Origin of the sequence: Sphaerisporangium viridialbum, assembly GCF_049674955.1 — a bacterium.
Classification (GTDB): domain Bacteria; phylum Actinomycetota; class Actinomycetes; order Streptosporangiales; family Streptosporangiaceae; genus Sphaerisporangium; species Sphaerisporangium viridialbum.
The window spans coordinates 6,337,004-6,353,452 of record NZ_CP187232.1 but is presented as its reverse complement, the minus strand read 5'-3'; the positions used below and the strand labels follow the sequence as shown (position 1 = coordinate 6,353,452).

The 16,449-nt window shown below is 68.8% G+C and carries 11 protein-coding genes and 1 CRISPR repeat array (1 of these 12 running past the window's edge); of the genes, 6 read left to right on the top strand and 5 right to left on the bottom strand.

Going from position 1 to position 16,449, the window contains the following annotated elements; genetic code table 11:
- Positions 1-48: 48 nt before the first annotated feature.
- Complete coding sequence (gene mobF, locus ACOZ38_RS28505) at positions 49-5,091, bottom strand: MobF family relaxase (protein WP_424534238.1); 5,043 nt, start codon at positions 5,089-5,091, stop codon at positions 49-51.
- Positions 5,092-5,573: 482 nt separating this feature from the next.
- Here mobF and ACOZ38_RS28500 point away from each other — a divergent pair, with 482 nt between their 5' ends.
- On the top strand, positions 5,574-6,095 hold the full coding sequence (locus ACOZ38_RS28500) for a hypothetical protein (protein ID WP_424534237.1): 522 nt from the start codon (positions 5,574-5,576) through the stop codon (positions 6,093-6,095).
- 37 nt (positions 6,096-6,132) lie between these two features.
- On the opposite strand, the gene ACOZ38_RS28495 is transcribed toward ACOZ38_RS28500, so the two are convergent.
- The 4 genes from ACOZ38_RS28495 to ACOZ38_RS28480 all read right to left on the bottom strand — a co-directional run bounded on the left by ACOZ38_RS28495 (position 6,133) and on the right by ACOZ38_RS28480 (position 10,224).
- Positions 6,133-6,342 carry a hypothetical protein gene (locus tag ACOZ38_RS28495; RefSeq protein WP_424534236.1) on the bottom strand — a complete coding sequence of 70 codons (210 nt, stop codon included), beginning with the start codon at positions 6,340-6,342 and terminating at the stop codon, positions 6,133-6,135.
- 439 nt (positions 6,343-6,781) lie between these two features.
- Positions 6,782-7,783: a DUF4192 domain-containing protein gene (locus ACOZ38_RS28490; protein ID WP_424534235.1), complete on the bottom strand. Its 1,002-nt coding sequence runs from the start codon at positions 7,781-7,783 to the stop codon at positions 6,782-6,784.
- 143 nt (positions 7,784-7,926) lie between these two features.
- On the bottom strand, positions 7,927-8,304 hold the full coding sequence (locus ACOZ38_RS28485; RefSeq protein ID WP_424534234.1) for a hypothetical protein: 378 nt from the start codon (positions 8,302-8,304) through the stop codon (positions 7,927-7,929).
- Between the two features lie 1,482 nt (positions 8,305-9,786).
- Positions 9,787-10,224 carry a hypothetical protein gene (locus ACOZ38_RS28480; RefSeq protein ID WP_424534233.1) on the bottom strand — a complete coding sequence of 146 codons (438 nt, stop codon included), beginning with the start codon at positions 10,222-10,224 and terminating at the stop codon, positions 9,787-9,789.
- Between the two features lie 1,552 nt (positions 10,225-11,776).
- Between ACOZ38_RS28480 and ACOZ38_RS28475 the strand changes: the two genes are divergently transcribed.
- The 5 genes from ACOZ38_RS28475 to ACOZ38_RS28455 all read left to right on the top strand — a co-directional run bounded on the left by ACOZ38_RS28475 (position 11,777) and on the right by ACOZ38_RS28455 (position 15,325).
- The gene (locus tag ACOZ38_RS28475; RefSeq protein WP_424534232.1) at positions 11,777-11,929 is read left to right on the top strand and encodes a hypothetical protein; all 153 of its coding nucleotides are present in this window, start codon (positions 11,777-11,779) and stop codon (positions 11,927-11,929) included.
- Positions 11,926-12,330 carry a hypothetical protein gene (locus ACOZ38_RS28470; protein ID WP_424534231.1) on the top strand — a complete coding sequence of 135 codons (405 nt, stop codon included), beginning with the start codon at positions 11,926-11,928 and terminating at the stop codon, positions 12,328-12,330. The genes ACOZ38_RS28475 and ACOZ38_RS28470 overlap by 4 nt, the downstream gene beginning before the upstream one ends.
- 70 nt (positions 12,331-12,400) lie before the next feature.
- On the top strand, positions 12,401-12,577 hold the full coding sequence (locus ACOZ38_RS28465; protein WP_424534230.1) for an antitoxin VbhA family protein: 177 nt from the start codon (positions 12,401-12,403) through the stop codon (positions 12,575-12,577).
- Complete coding sequence (locus ACOZ38_RS28460; RefSeq protein WP_424534229.1) at positions 12,574-13,374, top strand: Fic family protein; 801 nt, start codon at positions 12,574-12,576, stop codon at positions 13,372-13,374. Before ACOZ38_RS28465 ends, ACOZ38_RS28460 begins: the two co-directional genes overlap by 4 nt.
- Before the next feature lie 485 nt (positions 13,375-13,859).
- Positions 13,860-15,325, top strand: a protein-coding gene (locus tag ACOZ38_RS28455) for an IS3 family transposase (protein WP_424534228.1) whose coding sequence is annotated in 2 segments (ribosomal slippage) — positions 13,860-14,199 and positions 14,199-15,325 — 1,467 coding nt in all. Because the reading frame shifts where the segments join, the coding sequence is not laid out codon by codon here.
- 40 nt (positions 15,326-15,365) lie between these two features.
- Positions 15,366-16,449: direct repeats of the CRISPR family, unit length 29 nt; unit sequence CGGCTCACCCCCACGGGCGTGGGGAGGAC; it runs 959 nt beyond the window's last position.

Sequence of the window (16,449 nt, the reverse complement as noted above, 5' to 3'; positions counted from 1 at the left end):
AGGGATGTCTCCTTCCCCGCCCTCAGCACAGAGTTTTATGCCTGTTTGCTACCTCTGTCTAGTTTGGCAGGGAGGGAATTGGCGTTCTTGGCGCTGGTTCTGCTGCTGGGCCGGCGGTTGAAGGAGGCGCGAAGCCTGGCCGCCTTGGGTCTGCTGACGCCGTGGCTGTACCCGCTGCTGTTGATGTTTGCTGCGGGCCTGTGCCCTCAGTTTGGACAGGCGGGCTCGCTCCATGCGGGCGTCACATTCGGCGTCCCGTTGTGCTTTGCGGCGGGCGGCTAGCTGGGCTTCGACCGGCTGCTGCTCGGCTGTACGCCTGTCTTGGGGGCTGTTGTCCGTGGCCTCATGCCTGGCGCCGTCTGCGGGGGACTGGGTGAGATGGCCGCGTTCGACGAGGACCTGATGTAGCCTCCGGGAGTTGATGGGCTGAGTGACGGCGTGATCGTCGATGCTGTGCCGGTCGCCGAACCAGAGGTCTCCTCGTCGCTGAACGACGGCGGCGTGTACAGCGGCCCGGTCGTCGTCGGGGAGCGCGAGATATACGTCTTCGGCGACCTGGACCTGGGCAGGGTCGGGACCGGGCCGTTCCAAATCGGGGTCGAGTCCGGCGATCCTGCGGGCGAGAACGATCGAGTTGACGGCGTGCCAGTACGCGGTGTGCTGGGGTCGGCCGGGCTCAGGGTAGGGGCCGAGGATCTGTTGGGGATCGCCGGTGGTGACCTTCTGCTGGTCGCGGTAAGCGGCGATGATCCCCACGTGGCGGGTCCACTCACTACGCTCATGCGGCTGGTCGGGAACGGTTCCCAGCAGGGTGGACCAGGCCGGCCGCGTGCTGGTCGTGATGTCGGCGAGGTGTCGAACTCGCGCCGAGATCAGCTTCTCGGCCTCGCTCATGTAACGGACCAGTTGGTGGTCGGGATCGCGGTGATGGCCGCCGGTGATGATCCAAGGCAGCGGCGCATGCTCCTCCACGATCTTGGCACGGGGGAATTCGGCGGCGGTGTTCTGGGCCTGGTGGAGAACGTCGGGCAGCGTCGCCTCCTGGCTCAGGTTGGTGACCTTGGTGAGGTCGGCTCCGTTCTCTTCGAGTCCCTTGAGTGTCCAGGCGAGCAGTCGCCAGTCGGTTCGTACGTGGGGCTGTTCGCTCGCCTGGTCGGGAGCGGTTTGGGTGTTGAGGTAGCGGCCGAGCCTCCAGGCCAGGAGCCGGCTGGCGCCCACCTCTGCCGGGAAGAACTCGCGGGCTTGGGCGACGCGCCGGAGCATTTCCACGGGGTCGTGGCCGTCGCGTTCCGCGCGGCGCAGGGCGGCCTCCAGTGCGGGCCAGGTCGGCTGGGCGCGTAGCTGATCGGCGGTCTTAGCGCCGAGTGCTTCGGTGGTTATGACGGAGGGCTTGAGCTGGGCCGGGACGGTGATCGGGCCGACACCAGGGTCGGCGTCCAAGAGATGCCGTACGGTTCGCGCGAGCGGCGCGAGATCGTTGATTCGGCGCTCTGGGTCGGTACCGGCGGCCGTGGTGAGGGTGGCGGTGAGGGGTCCGATCAGTCCGGGGACGTCACGGCCGCTGCGGTCGGCGGCGGTCAGGCCGGCGGCGAGATGGGGCCAGGACCGGTGGGTGGTGATGTGTGCGACAGGTACGCCGAGGGCGTTCGCGGTCGTCTCGGCGTAGCCTGCCAGCGCTTCGGACGAGACATAGGGGCTGCGGCTGGTGGTGGGAACCCCGGTCAGGATTGCAGGAGTGCGGATCGCGTGGGCGGGGTCCAGGGCGCTCTGTCCGGTGAACGGGCGCAGCAGGTCGGCGTACCGGGTGGTGTCGGCGAGGGTCGGCTGGGCGAGGGGGCCGGGTGCGGGACGGTCCTGGATGTAGGCGTTGATCCGCCATGCCAGCAGCCGTCCCGGGGTCTCCGCGGCCGGCAGATCTGCGTCTCGGGCGGTGGCGGCGAGCAGGTGCCGGGCCGGCCAGCCGAGCGCTTGGGCGTGGGCGAGGGCGGTGACGGCTGAGGGCCAGCCGTCGCAGCTGGTGAGGGCATGGGCGAGCGGCCTGGCCAGGATTTCGGAGGCGAGCTGAGTGTAGTGCTCGGTGGCCAGCAGCGTGGCGGCGTACTGGTGGCGGGGGACGAGCACGGCCAACGATCGGGAGTCTTCGGCGGCTTGGCGGATGCTTTCGGTCGCGGAGATCTCGTTGCCTTCACGGCCGAGGATGTTCTGCAGAACTTCGCGGGCGGCGTACTGGCGGGCGTCGTGGCGGACCCTGTCGAGGCGGTCGTCGGGGTCGTAGGCGAGCAGCTCGTGCGTGACCACGTGCAGAACGGTTCGCTGGCGGGCGCGGGAAACGATGACGTACAGGTTTTCCCGGGTCATCTCCGCAGTGATCAACGGGTGGGCGGTGTCGACGGTGGAGCCCTGCGCCCGGTTGGTCGTCGTGGCGTAGAGCAGCTCGACGTTGGCGGCGCTGTAGTCGGCGGGCAGGTGTACGGTTCCGCGGTGCTCCAGGTGCCGGACGGTCAGTGATCCGTCGTCGTGGCGGGACAGAACAGACCAGGCGTCGCCGTTCTTCACCCAGTCCTTGCCGCCGTGGACGCGCAGTTTTCGCTCGTTGTGACGGGTGACGATCCAGTCCCCGGCGCCGGCGAGGTTCCCGTCATGCAACTGGATGCCGTCGGCTTCTACCTGCCCGGCCTCAACGCGGTCCAGCCGGGCCTGCGCGGCGAGCGCGGTGACGTTCACGCCGGTCGCGGCGGCCATCAGCGTGGTGCGCCCGGCCAGCATGTCCGCCTTCCAGCTCGCGTAGGACTCCTCGATCATGGCCTGTTTGGAACCCGACCTGATCCGGTCCTCGCTGGCGTAGAAGTCCAGCCCGGCGGAGTCTCCGACCCGGATCTTCAACGTGGCTTCGGCCTCGTCGGGGTTGTCGAACCGGTAGAGGACGTTCAGCTCGACGGCGCCGGCCTCGGTGGCGATCAGGCGCAGCGCGCCGCCGGACTCGACCGCGCCGAGCTGCCGGTAGTCACCCAGCAACCGGACGACCGCGCCACGCTGAGCGGCGATTCCGGCGAGCCGGTCCAGCAGGAGGGTGCCGGCCATCCCGGCCTCATCCAGCAGCACCACATCGCCCGGGTTGATGGCGAACATGCCCGCCTGCTCGGGCACGGGCTGCCCGGACCGGAGCTGGGCGGCGTAGGGTCCCCTGGTGTACTCGTGGACGAATTTGTGCAGGTTGTCAGCCCTGACGCCCAGCTCCTTGCCCAGCACGTCGGCGGCTGCCGAGGAGGTGGCAAGGGCGACGATCCGCTGCCCGGCTTGAGCGGCGACATGGGCGTATGCCCGCATGGCGGTGGTCTTTCCGGCTCCTGCGGGGCCGAGTCCCGCGACGATCAGCCGGTCGTCGGTCGCGAACGTGGTCACCAGTTGCCGCTGCCCGGCATCCAGCTTGACGCCGCGGGCGTCGAATCCCTCCAGCGCCGCAGCGACCAGGCTGCCCGCCAAGCCGACCGCGGTCCGGGTTTTCGCCGCGGCGACCAAGCGGTCTTCGGCGTCCAGGATGAGGCCGCTGGTGAACCGCGCGGAGGCATGTTCGACGAACACCGACGACCCGTCGGACCGCTGCAACACCTCCGGCTCAGACAGTAGACCGGGCCCGTCAACGGTCACCGACAACGCCGGCGACAGGCACGCCTCAACGATGCGGGCGACTGTCGCATAGTGCTGATCGGGAGAGTCGAAGACCAGCTCGCAGCGGGCCAGCCGTTCGGCTTCGGCGCGCAGATTCCACACGGTCCAGGTGGAGCGCATTTCGGATACGCCCGCCACGACTTGGCTCGCCATTGCCGCGAGGTCGACCTCGGCACAGGGTTCACGCACGAGGGGGAGGCCGTCGGGGACGGCGCCCATGAGGCGGCCGATCGCCTCCACACCGAACCGTTCGGTGAAGGACTGCGTCCAGTCGGTGCGCATCTCCGCAAGCGAGCGCGCGGTCTTCTTGGCGTCGCGGGTTTCGAGGTTGGCCTGCCGGGCGAGCTGGTGGGCGACCTGCCTGTTCGGGTCGTAGCCGTGTGCGCGGCGGAACTGGCGCAACAGCTGCTCGTACCGCGCCTCGATATCGGTACGCCGGGACGAGAAGAACTCGATGAAGCCCAGCGGAATCCCGGTGATCTCCCGGATCGGCTCTCGCTCGTCGCGGGTGTCGGATCGCTCGGTGAAGGTGACCGGGATGCGCTGCTGGAGCTGGGTTTCGAACGCGGTGTTGTAGAACTCGCTGGCCGCGACGGTGACCCGGTAGAGCGCGCGGGCGTCCAGGCTGCGCCACTTGCCGTCGACGCCCTGGATCTTGCTGGAGATGGCGACGTGGGTGTGCAGGTTGGGGTCGCCGGCCCGGCTGTCGTAGTGGTCGAAGACGGCAGCGATCAGGCCGTTGGTCTCGATCTGGGCGATGCCGCCCTTGCCGGTGCGGGTGAACGCGGCGTGCTGCTCCAGCATGTCCAGCGCGGCGTCCCGCGCGGCCTCATGGGCTTGCCGGACCGCCTGCCGTACCCCCGGGCGAGGATCCAGCGCCCACAGCAGAGCGGCGGACTTGACCGGCGCGAAGACCACGTCGAAGCCCGCCACCGCCGCCCTGGCCCGCCGGGATTCTTCTGCCTGGACGCGCTTGACATCGGTCGCGGTAGCCGGCCGTCCGGTCTCCTGCTCGATCACCTCTAGGCGCCTGTGGACCCGGGTCTTGAAGTGCTCCAGCGGCGTGTAGACCGGAAACCGCAGGCCCAGCGTCGCCGCACGGATCGCTCCTTCCTGGAGCGCATCGAACTGCCGTTCGGTTACGCCAGCCCTGAAGTTCTCGGCGAGATACTCGGACACGATGGCGTCCGCACGAGGATGCATCCCGGCCCCGAACAGGGCCTTCATCTGATCCTCAGTGACCTGCTCACCTTCCAGGCCCAGCAGACAGGCGCCGCGCCCCATCCATCTGCCCGGGGGGTTGCCCTTGGCGGTGTAGTACTCGGCTGCGGCCTGGCCCTGTTCCCACTGCACGTCGCCGCCCGCGACCTGCCTGGTCAGGTACGTGTAGCCGTCGCCGGCCGTGAGTTTGTGGATGGTCATCAACGCGACCACCTCGCCACAACAGCGCACCGCAGGACGCCCGACCGACGGCTACAAGTCCCCGCGGAAAAGTCGGTTGGTCCCCTTCGAACGATCCTGGTGGAGGGCGTCCGGCGCTCCAGAACGCCGGGTCGGCAATGGTCTGAGACCCCTCGAAACGGGCCGTCCGGGGCGTCGCCACGACACCGGTTCCCGCCGCCAGGCGAACGATCTTGCTGGAGGTGCAAGAGGTGTCTTGTTGGCTTTAGGGCTGATGGGAGCAGAACTGCCGGAACGGCAGGTGAGCAGTGCGGAAGCGAGAGTGGGCGTGAGGAGGGGCGGCGGCGGGGCGCGAGTGAGCGCGAGAAGGCGTGATGGGGCTGGCGTGCGGGTTCGCACGGCGTGAGGTGGCCGGCCTGGTGAGGCCCTGCCTTGACAGCTCCCATACACATGAGTTTAAAGTATTGCCTGTGTTTAGCCAACGTAGAATGCGAGGTGCGTGATTGGGACAACGAACGACTTCCCGCCGGGCTGCCGCGCTGAGGAAGGCGCGGGAGGCCAAGGCGGCCAGGGATGCCGAACGGCTGATGCGCGAGCGAAAGATCGAAGCGGCGCTCGCGGACTTCTTCGAGGGATCGGGACGGGCGGAGCACATGAGACAGGAGGCCAACCACAGGGCCAAGAAGATCCTTGACGACGCCGAGCGTGAGGCACGTCAAGCTGACGCCGAGGCCGGCGACGCGATCCGCGCACTGCGCCAGCTCGATCAGACCAACGCGGAGATCGCCGAACTGTGCGGGTTGAGCGTCCCGGTCGTCAGGGCCATGGCCAACAGCGTCCCCGGGGACGATCCCGGTGACCAGAAAGATGAACGATCAGAAGACACAGCGGACGGCCACGACGGTGAGGTCCGCGCCGAAGGGGAGGCAGACGCAGGAGCGGCACCCCTGCTCCCTTACGGCTGGCAGTTCGCCGCGGATGATGGGCCGGACACCTACGCGAGCGCGTCAGGCGACCAGTTCTGATGGGTGGGGCGGGGGCTACGGCCCCCGCCCCACCCGCTCACCAGCGGGCGTCCAGCTCCTCGGGCAGTTCGCGGGCTGCGGCCTCGGCATCAGCCATCCACACCGCCACCTGCGGGTACCACGGGTCCTGCGCGCCGCGATCGGTTGCCTGCCCCTCCACGGGAGCCTCCAGCTCCCCGGGAGTGGAGAGCCACGCGGGACGCTCGGCGGTTCGCGGGGCAGAGGTCTGAAGGATGGGCTGGTTCACGGTCGGGCTCCGTCCTGAGGCGGGAGCCGGAGGGCTCCCGTGCGGTGTTCCTGTGCCTCGGCCCCAGCGGGCCCGGCCGTGTCGCGCAACTTCCACGCCAGGAGTCCCAAGATGTTTCGGACGAAGGAGAAAGATCTTGGGACTCCGGAGTCGGTACGGACCCGCGCTTCGGTGGCGGGCCTTGAGGCAGGTTGCGCGGCGCGGGTGGGTCTGCTGCGCTGCGGGCGCTGGAATGCCGTGGGGGAGCCCGACTCACGACAACGCGACGCTCGACCCCCTGCCCATCCGGTCTCCGCGCCGATCGGCAACACTCCTTGCCCGGGGCTTCCGGTTGGTTCGCGACGCCGGTGGTCCCCGTGGTCGACGGCGATATGTTGTCACCGCCGTACGGCCGACCGGCCGGGGTAGCGGGGGAACACCGCCACCCCGGCGCGGGCTGTCAGACGTGCTCCGCGGAGTCCCCCCACGCCTGGGGGAGCATGTCATGGGTGTCGCGGATCTTGTCGCGTACGGTCTCCGGCGGGATGCCGAGGTTGAGGCAGGCCTGGATGAGCGCGGCCATGGAGTAGGACGGCGTGACTTGGCGGCACCGGTCGAGCGCGATCCTTGCCAGGGTCCCGTTGCCGGCGATGTAGGCGAGGAAGCCCAGCAGCGCCGCAGGCGCGGCGGCGTACGCACCGACCGCGCGGCGGGTCACGTCCTGCCACAGCCGCAGTTGTTGTTGCGGATCCAGGGCGGCGATCCGGGTCCATGCCTCGTCGCGCACCCGAAGGTGGGTGAGGACGATCGACAACCGTGCCACCTCATGATCGGTGAGCCTGCGGTCCTGGCCGATGAGCGAGCGGACCAGCGGTAGCCCCTGCTCGACCAGCAGTCGGGAGCCTGGTCCCATGCCGAGCAGTTCTTGCTCGGCGCGTTCGGTCTCGGCCACCATCCACACCTGATCCTGTTCAGCGACCGGCGCCACCATCGCCGTCATCTCCTCGCGACTGCCGTAGGCGACCAGCCCGGCGAAGGTGGCCTGGGCGGCGAGGTGGGAGGTCGCGATGTCGTAGGGGGTTCCCTCCGGAGGGCAGTACTCCAGGGTGGTGCACATCAGGGACCACCACCGGCCCCTGTCCACGCGCAAGACGTCGTTGACGGTGACGATGTCCTGCAGCGCGTCCTGAACCTCGGCCAGCAGGGGAACCACCGTCTCCCGTGGGCCGTAGCCGAGCAGGATCACGGCGTCGGCCTCGTTGCGGATCAGGAGACCGAACAACCGCATCAGCAGGTCGCTGTAGTGCTCGCGGCTCACCAGGTCCAGGCGGAACGCGAAGCTGCGCCCAGCACCGAAGCCGAGGACCACCAAAGAATCGTGGGGGTGGAAGCCCAGCAGGTAGGGAGTGGCGGCGACGGCATCGGACGGGCGGGCGATGACGAGCTTGTCGGGCAGATTCACAGCGATGTCCTTCCAGACACGAAACGGCGCACGGACAGAGCCGCAGCGGCAGGAGAAACGGCCCGGTGCCTCAAGCGCACCGGGCCGCAGAGAAGGGGGACCGCCCGCCCCGGGCGACCGCGGTCGCCCGGGGCCAAGGCTGGTCAGGAAGCGACGCCGACGCCGGCGAGAACTTCGCCGGTCTCGACCGAGACGTGGCGGATCTTCTCCAGGGTGAAGACGGCGCTGCCGGAGATCCACTCGCCCTGCTTGTTCTGCCAGGACTTCTCGACCCGGACGTTGTCGGCGACGATCTCCACGAAGTCGCCCATCTTGTACTCCCGGAGCAGGCGCTCGGACAGCACCGTGTCGTAGGTGACGACCTTGACGCGGGTCTCGGCGGTGGTCGGGATGCCGAAGGAGTTGTAGAAGCGGCGGGTGACCAGGACCCGCAGGTCGCAGCCGACCCCCTCGCGCAGGGAGAACGTGCGGGGCGCGGCGATGAGGTGGCCGACGATGTGAGCGGAGATCTGGCTGTTCATGGGATCCTCCCGGTTCCTGCCGGGGTGGGTCGGCCGCCGTGCTGGCGGCCTGGGGTTGTCTGCCCCTTCCCGGCAGCAGGCGCCCGCGACGCACGCCCGCCGGGCCGCAACCGGGAGGTCCCTGGCCGCCACGATGTTTTCCGACGAAGGAGGAAAAGATCTCTGGCCGGCCGGGGATGAGCGCAGCGAAAACCCGGTTGCGGCTACGGCCAGTGCGGCGCAGACTGCAAAGCCGGGATCAGGGAGCAGACAGACCCCACCAGCACAGGCGGGTGAAAATCCACATCAGAAACTCCGGAGGCGATCCTGCGGGCAGACACCGCCATCGTGATCAGCCACCGCAACGTGACGACCGACCTCATCATCTGAGTGTTGTCTCGGCTCCGCCGCGGGGTGCCCACCGGCCGCCGCTGCGCCGATGGTGGCCGCCTCGCCGAAACGACCCGTCATGACCACTCCCCGGTGATGAACCCGGGCGCACCATCGAAGAGCGTCGGAGGCGTGTCCGCCTCCGCCAACGAGCGTGGTGGGACATCCGCAGCTCACGCGAGTGGACTCCCACCACGCCAGCCGCTCCCGGCCACACACACCTCTTCGTCCCGCGACGCCAGGATCACAACAAGCCGGCCCACGCCTGCACGCCTCGCTCGTCGAGATGTCCTGTGCGAGTCCGGCCGAAACCGGTACCGGTAACGCGTGGACGCTAGTTCTTGGCGTGGGCCGGAAGCCAGCCTTACCTCAGTCAAGGGCCAACAGTCCCAAGGCTCCGGGCGGAAGGAAGGGGGCCAAACCGGGCACCGGTTCTCCCCGGTAGCCGGCCTGTGGCGCGCGGCTAGCAGTGACCTTGGGACGGTGCTGCTCAGACAACGCATCCCACGGTAGCGTGATCGCGATCGAGGGAGCGTCTCAGGCTTGACCTGGCGGCCCCACTCGCCTGGGGCCCGGCTGCCGGAATCGCCGCTTAAGGGTCGACAACGTTCGGGATGACGGATTTTGGACGGGCGAGTCGGCGATGGCCGCGTCTATAGCGGCTAGGCCAGCGAGCGCTGCTGAGGATAGCTATAGCCGGATGACCGCTCGCCTGGAGTAACACCGGCCTGCCAACGGCCCCGGTAGCCGCCATCCACGTGATCCGGATCCGGACTGATTGGTCGTCGGCCGCGAACTGGTACCACGTCAGGCCGCCGAGAGTGGGTGCTCCATTCGACGGTGGACGTGGCCACGCGGCAGCCACAGGCAAGAGAGATAGGGAAGAGCGACGCCCCAGCCCAGACAGCTCACCTTCTAGCGGTCGTCGCGATCACGCCGGAAGGCCCGCTGCCACATCCGCCGCGACGCTTGGCGGTGTGAAGAGCATGACGGCCGGGCGGGCGGGTGTGCCCCGGGCAGCCCTACAAGGACGCGGCGGTGACCCAAGCCCGAGTGCCCAGCATGTGAGGCATGGCGAAGCAATCCTTTCGACGAGAGGAGACAGGTGGTGCGTCAGACGGCCGGGGCGGAGGCTCCAGTGGATTCGGGAAGGTCGACTCCGGTGTGCGGGGTACTCCCGGCCCAGCCGCCGGACACGATGCGCGGCTCGGGCACGGGATCGAATCCGGTTGAGGCGCAGGCGTACCAGGCGTCGCCGACGCAGACGAGGTCGCTGACCGACAGGCTCCGGTTGCCACGAGCGCGGTAGGCGATGGCCCGCGCGTCGGGCGTCCCGAACGTGGGGTCGTCTCCCACGTTCAGCAGATGGAACACCTCCTCGCACACCGCGCACGAGTCGCTGCCCGCCGGTGCGGTGGTGGCGAAGACCTGCACGATCGGATCACCGGCCAGGTACTCGCCGGGGTAGGGCCGGGTCGCCGAGAACTGGATGAACATCAGGTTATGGAAGACCTTGACGCTGATCTGGTCGGGGTGGTGCGGGGTCTGCACGATCGGCCTCCTAGCTGGACGGTGGTTTTGATGCGAGGCCGTACGTGGGCGAGTAAGGGAGGGAACGCATACCGGGCGTCCCGGTCCTGGTCGGATCTTCCTGACGAAGGACGGAAGATCCGACCGGGCCGGGTGAGCGGAGCGAGAGCACCGGTTGCGTGGACGACCGCGCCCGCGAGGCTACGAGCGCAAAACCACGGCCCGAAGGACGGTCTGCTCCCGGAACCGGGCTGCTGCCGGTCGGGACGTTAGGGAAGCCCGGCGGCCCAGGATCGACGGACCATGTCCCACGCGCCGCGGTTGGCCAGGCGAGGAAGAAGGCCAGAACGAGGTCTGCGCCGACTCGGCCATCTCCCGACTGCGGCGCACACCGGCGGATGGGCAGTAGAAGGTTCCATCGGCGCCGCGCTTGCTGCCTCGGTGGTTGTTCGACGGGACGCACGGCGTCTGCCGGTCGGCTTCGCGGAGCTCGGTCTTCCACCCCAGGCTCTCGGCCAGTCGGGCGGTAGCGACGTCGGCGCTTCGCGCTGCCATGCACCGGGATGTGCGGGGCTGGCTCCTCGGTGAGCTGGGCCAGGGCGGAAGGCGCGGCGGCTCGGTGCAGTCGCGGCTGGCGGTGACGATGACGTGCATGGATGCCTCCTGCGGGCGGCTCGGCATGCCGCATGTCGGCACGAGCCGCTCGGGCGGGCGACGGCCGCGGTAGCACCGGGTGCAGCGCTCGCAGCGGGCGAGGAACGAGCGCGCGAGAACGAACGACCTGGCGCGGCGGCCCGCGTCTGCCAGACTCGAATGCCGACTACTCCGGCCGGGCGCCAGGAAGGCAGGGCGCATTCATCAGGTAGAGGAAGCGCAGGGTTCCGGGCAGGCCAGGAGCCCTGGTACGTCAAAAACCGTCGTTCAACTGGTGGAAGACGTCGACGGCGGAGCGTCGCCTCTAGTACGGCAGTCGGAGATTGTGATTTGGTCATCGGCGGGCGAGGCGGGTGCGCTGGTGGAACCATCGGGCCCTGCCGACTCGCCACCACCGCGAGCAGGCATCTTGATGATCCGCGACCTGGTCCTCGGGCGTGAGCGGGGGCAGGCACTGGACAACCTGGTCGGCATGGATTTGCGGAACTGCAGACGGCTCTACTTCAGCACCTTGCAGGAGCGTCAGCGAAACGGGGGACGACACGGCGACTCATGGCGGATCGTCTACCGGGAGCTTCCGCCCCCCGATGGAGGCCGCCAGCCAATCATCCATGTCGTGGCCGTGGGGCCGCGCGCCGGCAAGGAGGTGTACGAAACAGCGGCCCGCCGGCTCGGGCGCCTTCCCGACGATGGACGGAGCCGCTCCGCACGGCCCGCGGAAGGCCGCACTCGCGCCGCAGCCGCACGGCCCAAGTCGGTGACCGCCCCCTCCGAACGATCCAACAGCGCAAATCCGCCATCGGCGCGAAATGCGGCGGCGCGGAACCAGCCGCCTCGGACGAGGAGTCGATAGGCTTCCTGTCAGCCACGTGGCTCATCCTCTGGAGCGGCCAGTTCTGCTAGCGGTACCCTGGTGGGCATGAACGCCACGGCGCAGGTCTCCTACACCGACGAGGTACGTGACGCTGCTCTGGCGCGTCTACGCGAGCTCTTCGGCGGTGGGCCCGACGCGGAGCTGGTGGCCCGCGCCCGCGTCTTCGCCGCTAGCTTTGGCACCCCGGCCGCTGAGTGATCGGCGGCAGAGTCCTTGACACCATCGCCATTTACGGGTTCATCCGGCGCTCTCCATACATCGAGGCCGTCGTATGGTCCAGCGTCGAAGACCACATCGTGCTGGTCGTGCCTATTCCGGCGCTCGCCGCCGCCCTAGCGCAGATCCCCGAACATGACCGGGACATCGTCGATGTGCTGCTGCGTGACGTGCCCGTCACCATCACCACCGGTGACCTCACCGCACAGACCGCTGCCGGCCTTGCCGACACGCTTCGTCCCGCCGGGGGCGCCGCTCCGGCCGCGCTCACCGCGGCCTCGGTCGTGCACGCCGCCAAGACGCGCGGCTGGCCAGTCCTCACCAGCGAGCCTTACCCTCTGCGTGCCTTATGGCCGGACATTGCCATCGAGCCCATGCCGTAGCCATGCGAAGCGACCCGGCCAAAAGCAGCTGAGATCGCGTTAGCCTCGTTAGAGAGCGGGAGGAACCGACATGCCGGAACGCGATGAGGAACTCACCGAACGGGCTATGGCCGAGGCCATCGCGACCCAACGCCTGGAGGGCGTCGAGCCCAGCGAGATAGCGCTCGCCCTGATGAGGCAGGTGGCCGCCGGCGAACTGACCGGCGACCAGGCGGTGGGAAAGCTGCTGGAGCGCCACCGGGCATGACGAGCCCGACCGGACCTGGGCCCACCGGCGGAAACACGGTTGATCCCTACCTCGACCCCGCCAGCGGGGTGCTGCGCAACAAACTCGGCATCACCGACCCCGAGCAACTGCGGCAAGCCGAGGCCGACGTAGCGTTGATCCGCAACCTTGAGATCAACCTCGGCATCATCCGGATCGAGGGCCGCTACAACCTGACCCACCTACAGCAGGTCCACCAGCACCTGTTCTCAGACATCTACCCGTGGGCCGGCCAGATCCGCACCGCGGCGATCGCCAAGCACGACGTGTTCTGCCTGCCACAGTTCATCGAAGAGTACGCGGCCAAGGTGTTTTCCGACCTGGCCGGCGACGACTGGCTACGCGGAACCGACCAATCGACTTTCGTGTCCGGACTGGCCCACTACTACTCCGAGATCAACGCCGTGCACCCGTTCCGGGAGGGCAACGGGCGCGCGCAGCGGGCCTTCCTCGGCCAACTCGCCGCCGACGCCGGCTTCCACATCGCCTGGTCCCGGCTCGACCCCGCAGACAACATCGCGATCAGCGTCGCGGGGTTCCACGGCGATAAGGAAGTGGTCGCCGCAGTGCTGGGACCCCTGGTGTCTGTCGACCACGGCCTTGAGCCGTGGGTACGCGACCTGCTCGTCGGACATGCGGCCCCGGCGCAAAGTCCCCGAGCCGCAGCGGCTCGCGCCAAGTCAACGACCACCCCGGTCGCCCAGCCCAGCCCCAGGACTCAGCCGGAGCCCAGCCGCCCTCCCGCACCAGACAAGGCGGCTCGGCGACGCCCCCGATGACAGGTGAACTACAGGAGGCCGCGTGTCCGCTGCCCCTGCCCCTCCAGGCGACGCAGCGGGACGCCATTATCAGCTCGCCCGCCGATTCGCCGCAGGGACTGGGAGTGGAGGCCATCCGGAGCGGACATCGATGCCCAGGCGCTGACCGTTCTGCACCGAACGTCGGCACAGCCCATCGAGCGTGGGGAGGACTGGAGTCAGCTGTGCCGATGGATCGCGCGGGTCGGCTCACCCCCACGGGCGTGGGGAGGACGTCGTGTGCGATGCGCTCGAAGTGCTCGCGGGCGGCTCACCCCCACGGGCGTGGGGAGGACGGCTGCTGATCTCGATCTTCGGCATGGTGTCCCGGCTCACCCCCACGGGCGTGGGGAGGACGGTGAACTTTGCGCACCTCCAGGACTGCGTACCCCTCCCTGCCAAACTAGACAGAGGTAGCAAACAGGCATAAAACTCTGTGCTGAGGGCGGGGAAGGAGACATCCCTTCGTGGGAGCAGGCAAATCGGATCCGCAGATCCCTGACCCGCAGGTGCGTGAGCGTGCAGCGGTCCGCCGGTACTCGGCGGCGTACAAGGCCCGGATCCTGGAGGAGTACGACCAGCTCGACAAGGCCGGCAAAGGCGCGCTGATGCGCAGGGAGGGCCTGTACTCATCGCTGATCTCCAGCTGGAGGACGGCCCGAGACCACGGCGCGGCCGAGGCGCTGGCCCGGCCGGTCGGTCGCCCCAAAGCCGACCCGCGCGATAAGAAGATCGGGGAGCTGGAGGGGGAGGTCGAGCGGCTGCGTGCCGAACTCGGCAAGACCCGCCAGGTGATCGAGGTGCAGGGAAAGCTCTTCGCGCTGCTGGATCAGCTCGCCACCGGCAGCGAGAGTTCGACGAGTCGGGGCGAGCAGTGACCGAGCTCATCGACGCCGCCCAAGCCGAGGCGATCGAGGAGTTGACCCCGCTGCTCGGGCGTCGCAAGGCATGTGCGGCGGCCGGGGTGCCACAGGCCAACTGGTACCGCAAGAACCGCAGGAGCCCCGCTCCCACGCGCCCGCTCACCCCACGCAAGCCACATCCCGCGGCGCTATCGCAGGGCGAGCGCGACCACGTCCGCACCGTACTCAACGAGCGGTTCGCCGACGCGGCGCCGGCCACGGCGTACTTCACGTTGCTGGACGAGGGCACCTACCTGGCCTCTGAGTCCACGATGTACCGGATCTTGCGCGAGCACGGCGAGGTCGGCCGTGATCGGCGACGTCACGCCACCCATCCGCCCAAGACGATTCCCGAGCTGTTCGCTGAGGCGCCCAACCGGGTGTGGGCCTGGGACATCACCAAGCTGCGCGGCCCGGGCAAAGGCGTCTGGTACCACCTGTACACGATCATCGACATCTACAGTCGCTGCGTCGTCGGCTGGATGGTCGCCTCTCGCGAGTCGGCCGAGCTGGCCAAGCGGCTCATCAAGGCCACGGCGGCCAAGCAGGCCATCGACCCCGGCACGCTCACCCTGCACGCCGACCGCGGCTCGTCGATGAAGTCCAAGACCGTCGCCGAATTGCTCATCGACCTGGGCGTGGCCAAGTCGCACAGCCGTCCCAAGACAAGCAACGACAACCCGCACGTCGAAGCGAGCTTCAAGACGCTGAAGTACTGCCCGGCCTTCCCCGGCCACTTCGGCTCGATCCAGGACGCTCGCGTCTTCTGCCAGGAGTTCTACGCCTGGTACAACCACGATCACTACCACTCCGGGATCGGCTACCACCATCCCGCCGACGTGCACTACGGCCAGGCCGACATCGTCCGCGATCGGCGCGCCCGCATCCTGGTCGCCGCCCAGGCCACCCATCCCGAGCGGTTCGCCTCCGGCGGCATGCCCACCCCGCCCGACCTTCCCGGACCGGCATGGATCAACAAGCCCAACAACCTCGACCACAAGGACGAACAAGAAAAGCTGACACAGAATTAGACCATCTCAGCTGCCTTGATCAAATTGACAGGTTCCGTACTGGCTCACCCCCACGGGCGTGGGGAGGACAACGCCTTTGGGGGATTGAGAGCCTCTCCCACCGGCTCACCCCCACGGGCGTGGGGAGGACCGACAACGGCATCACGTTCAGCGCTTCGTACCCGGCTCACCCCCACGGGCGTGGGGAGGACTCCTGCCCGTACACGAGGACGGCCTGGCTGGTCGGCTCACCCCCACGGGCGTGGGGAGGACTAGACCTCAGCCGCTCCGAGGTTCGAGCCCTTCGGCTCACCCCCACGGGCGTGGGGAGGACATCAGCCGCGTCATCTCCCGCAACCGCGCCGACGACTCACCCCCACGGGCGTGGGGAGGACTTCGGCCGTGTCTCCAGGACTGGGCCTAAGACCGGCTCACCTCCACGGGCGTGGGGAGGACTCACATAGGCATCAGCCGCGAAGATCGGGTTCTGGCTCACCCCCACGGAAGTGGGGAGGACGTTGGCGGCGACCTCGTCGAGTACGGCGAGGTCGGCTCACCCCCACGGGCGTGGGGAGGACGACAGCCGCGCCACGGTCGGTGCTTACGCTTTCGGGCTGACCCCCACGGGCGTGGGGAGGACGACAGCCGCGCCACGGTCGGTGCTTACGCTTTCGGGCTGACCCCCACGGGCGTGGGGAGGACGCGCCCAGCTCGCGGTCGGAGTACATGCGGTGGGCTCACCCCCACGGGCATGGGGAGGACGACCTCGCACGGCCACAAGTAGACGACGCCCTCGGCTCACCCCCACGGGCGTGGGGAGGACAGATCCGCCCGCTTCCGCTCAAGCTCCGTCGCCGGCTCACCCCCACGGGCGTGGGGAGGACCTCGCGATCGGCGGCGGACTCGCGGTCGCGTACGGCTCACCCCCACGGGCGTGGGGAGGACCTGATCGAGCGCCACCCCACGCCGGACGGCGCCGGCTCACCCCCACGGGCGTGGGGAGGACGACCAGATGGACCAGCCGCACGTGGCGTTCAACGGCTCACCCCCACGGGCGTGGGGAGGACGCTCACACCACACATGCGAGAGGTGGCGCTCCCGGCTCACCCCCACGGGCGTGGGGAGGACCGGACGTCAACGGTCGC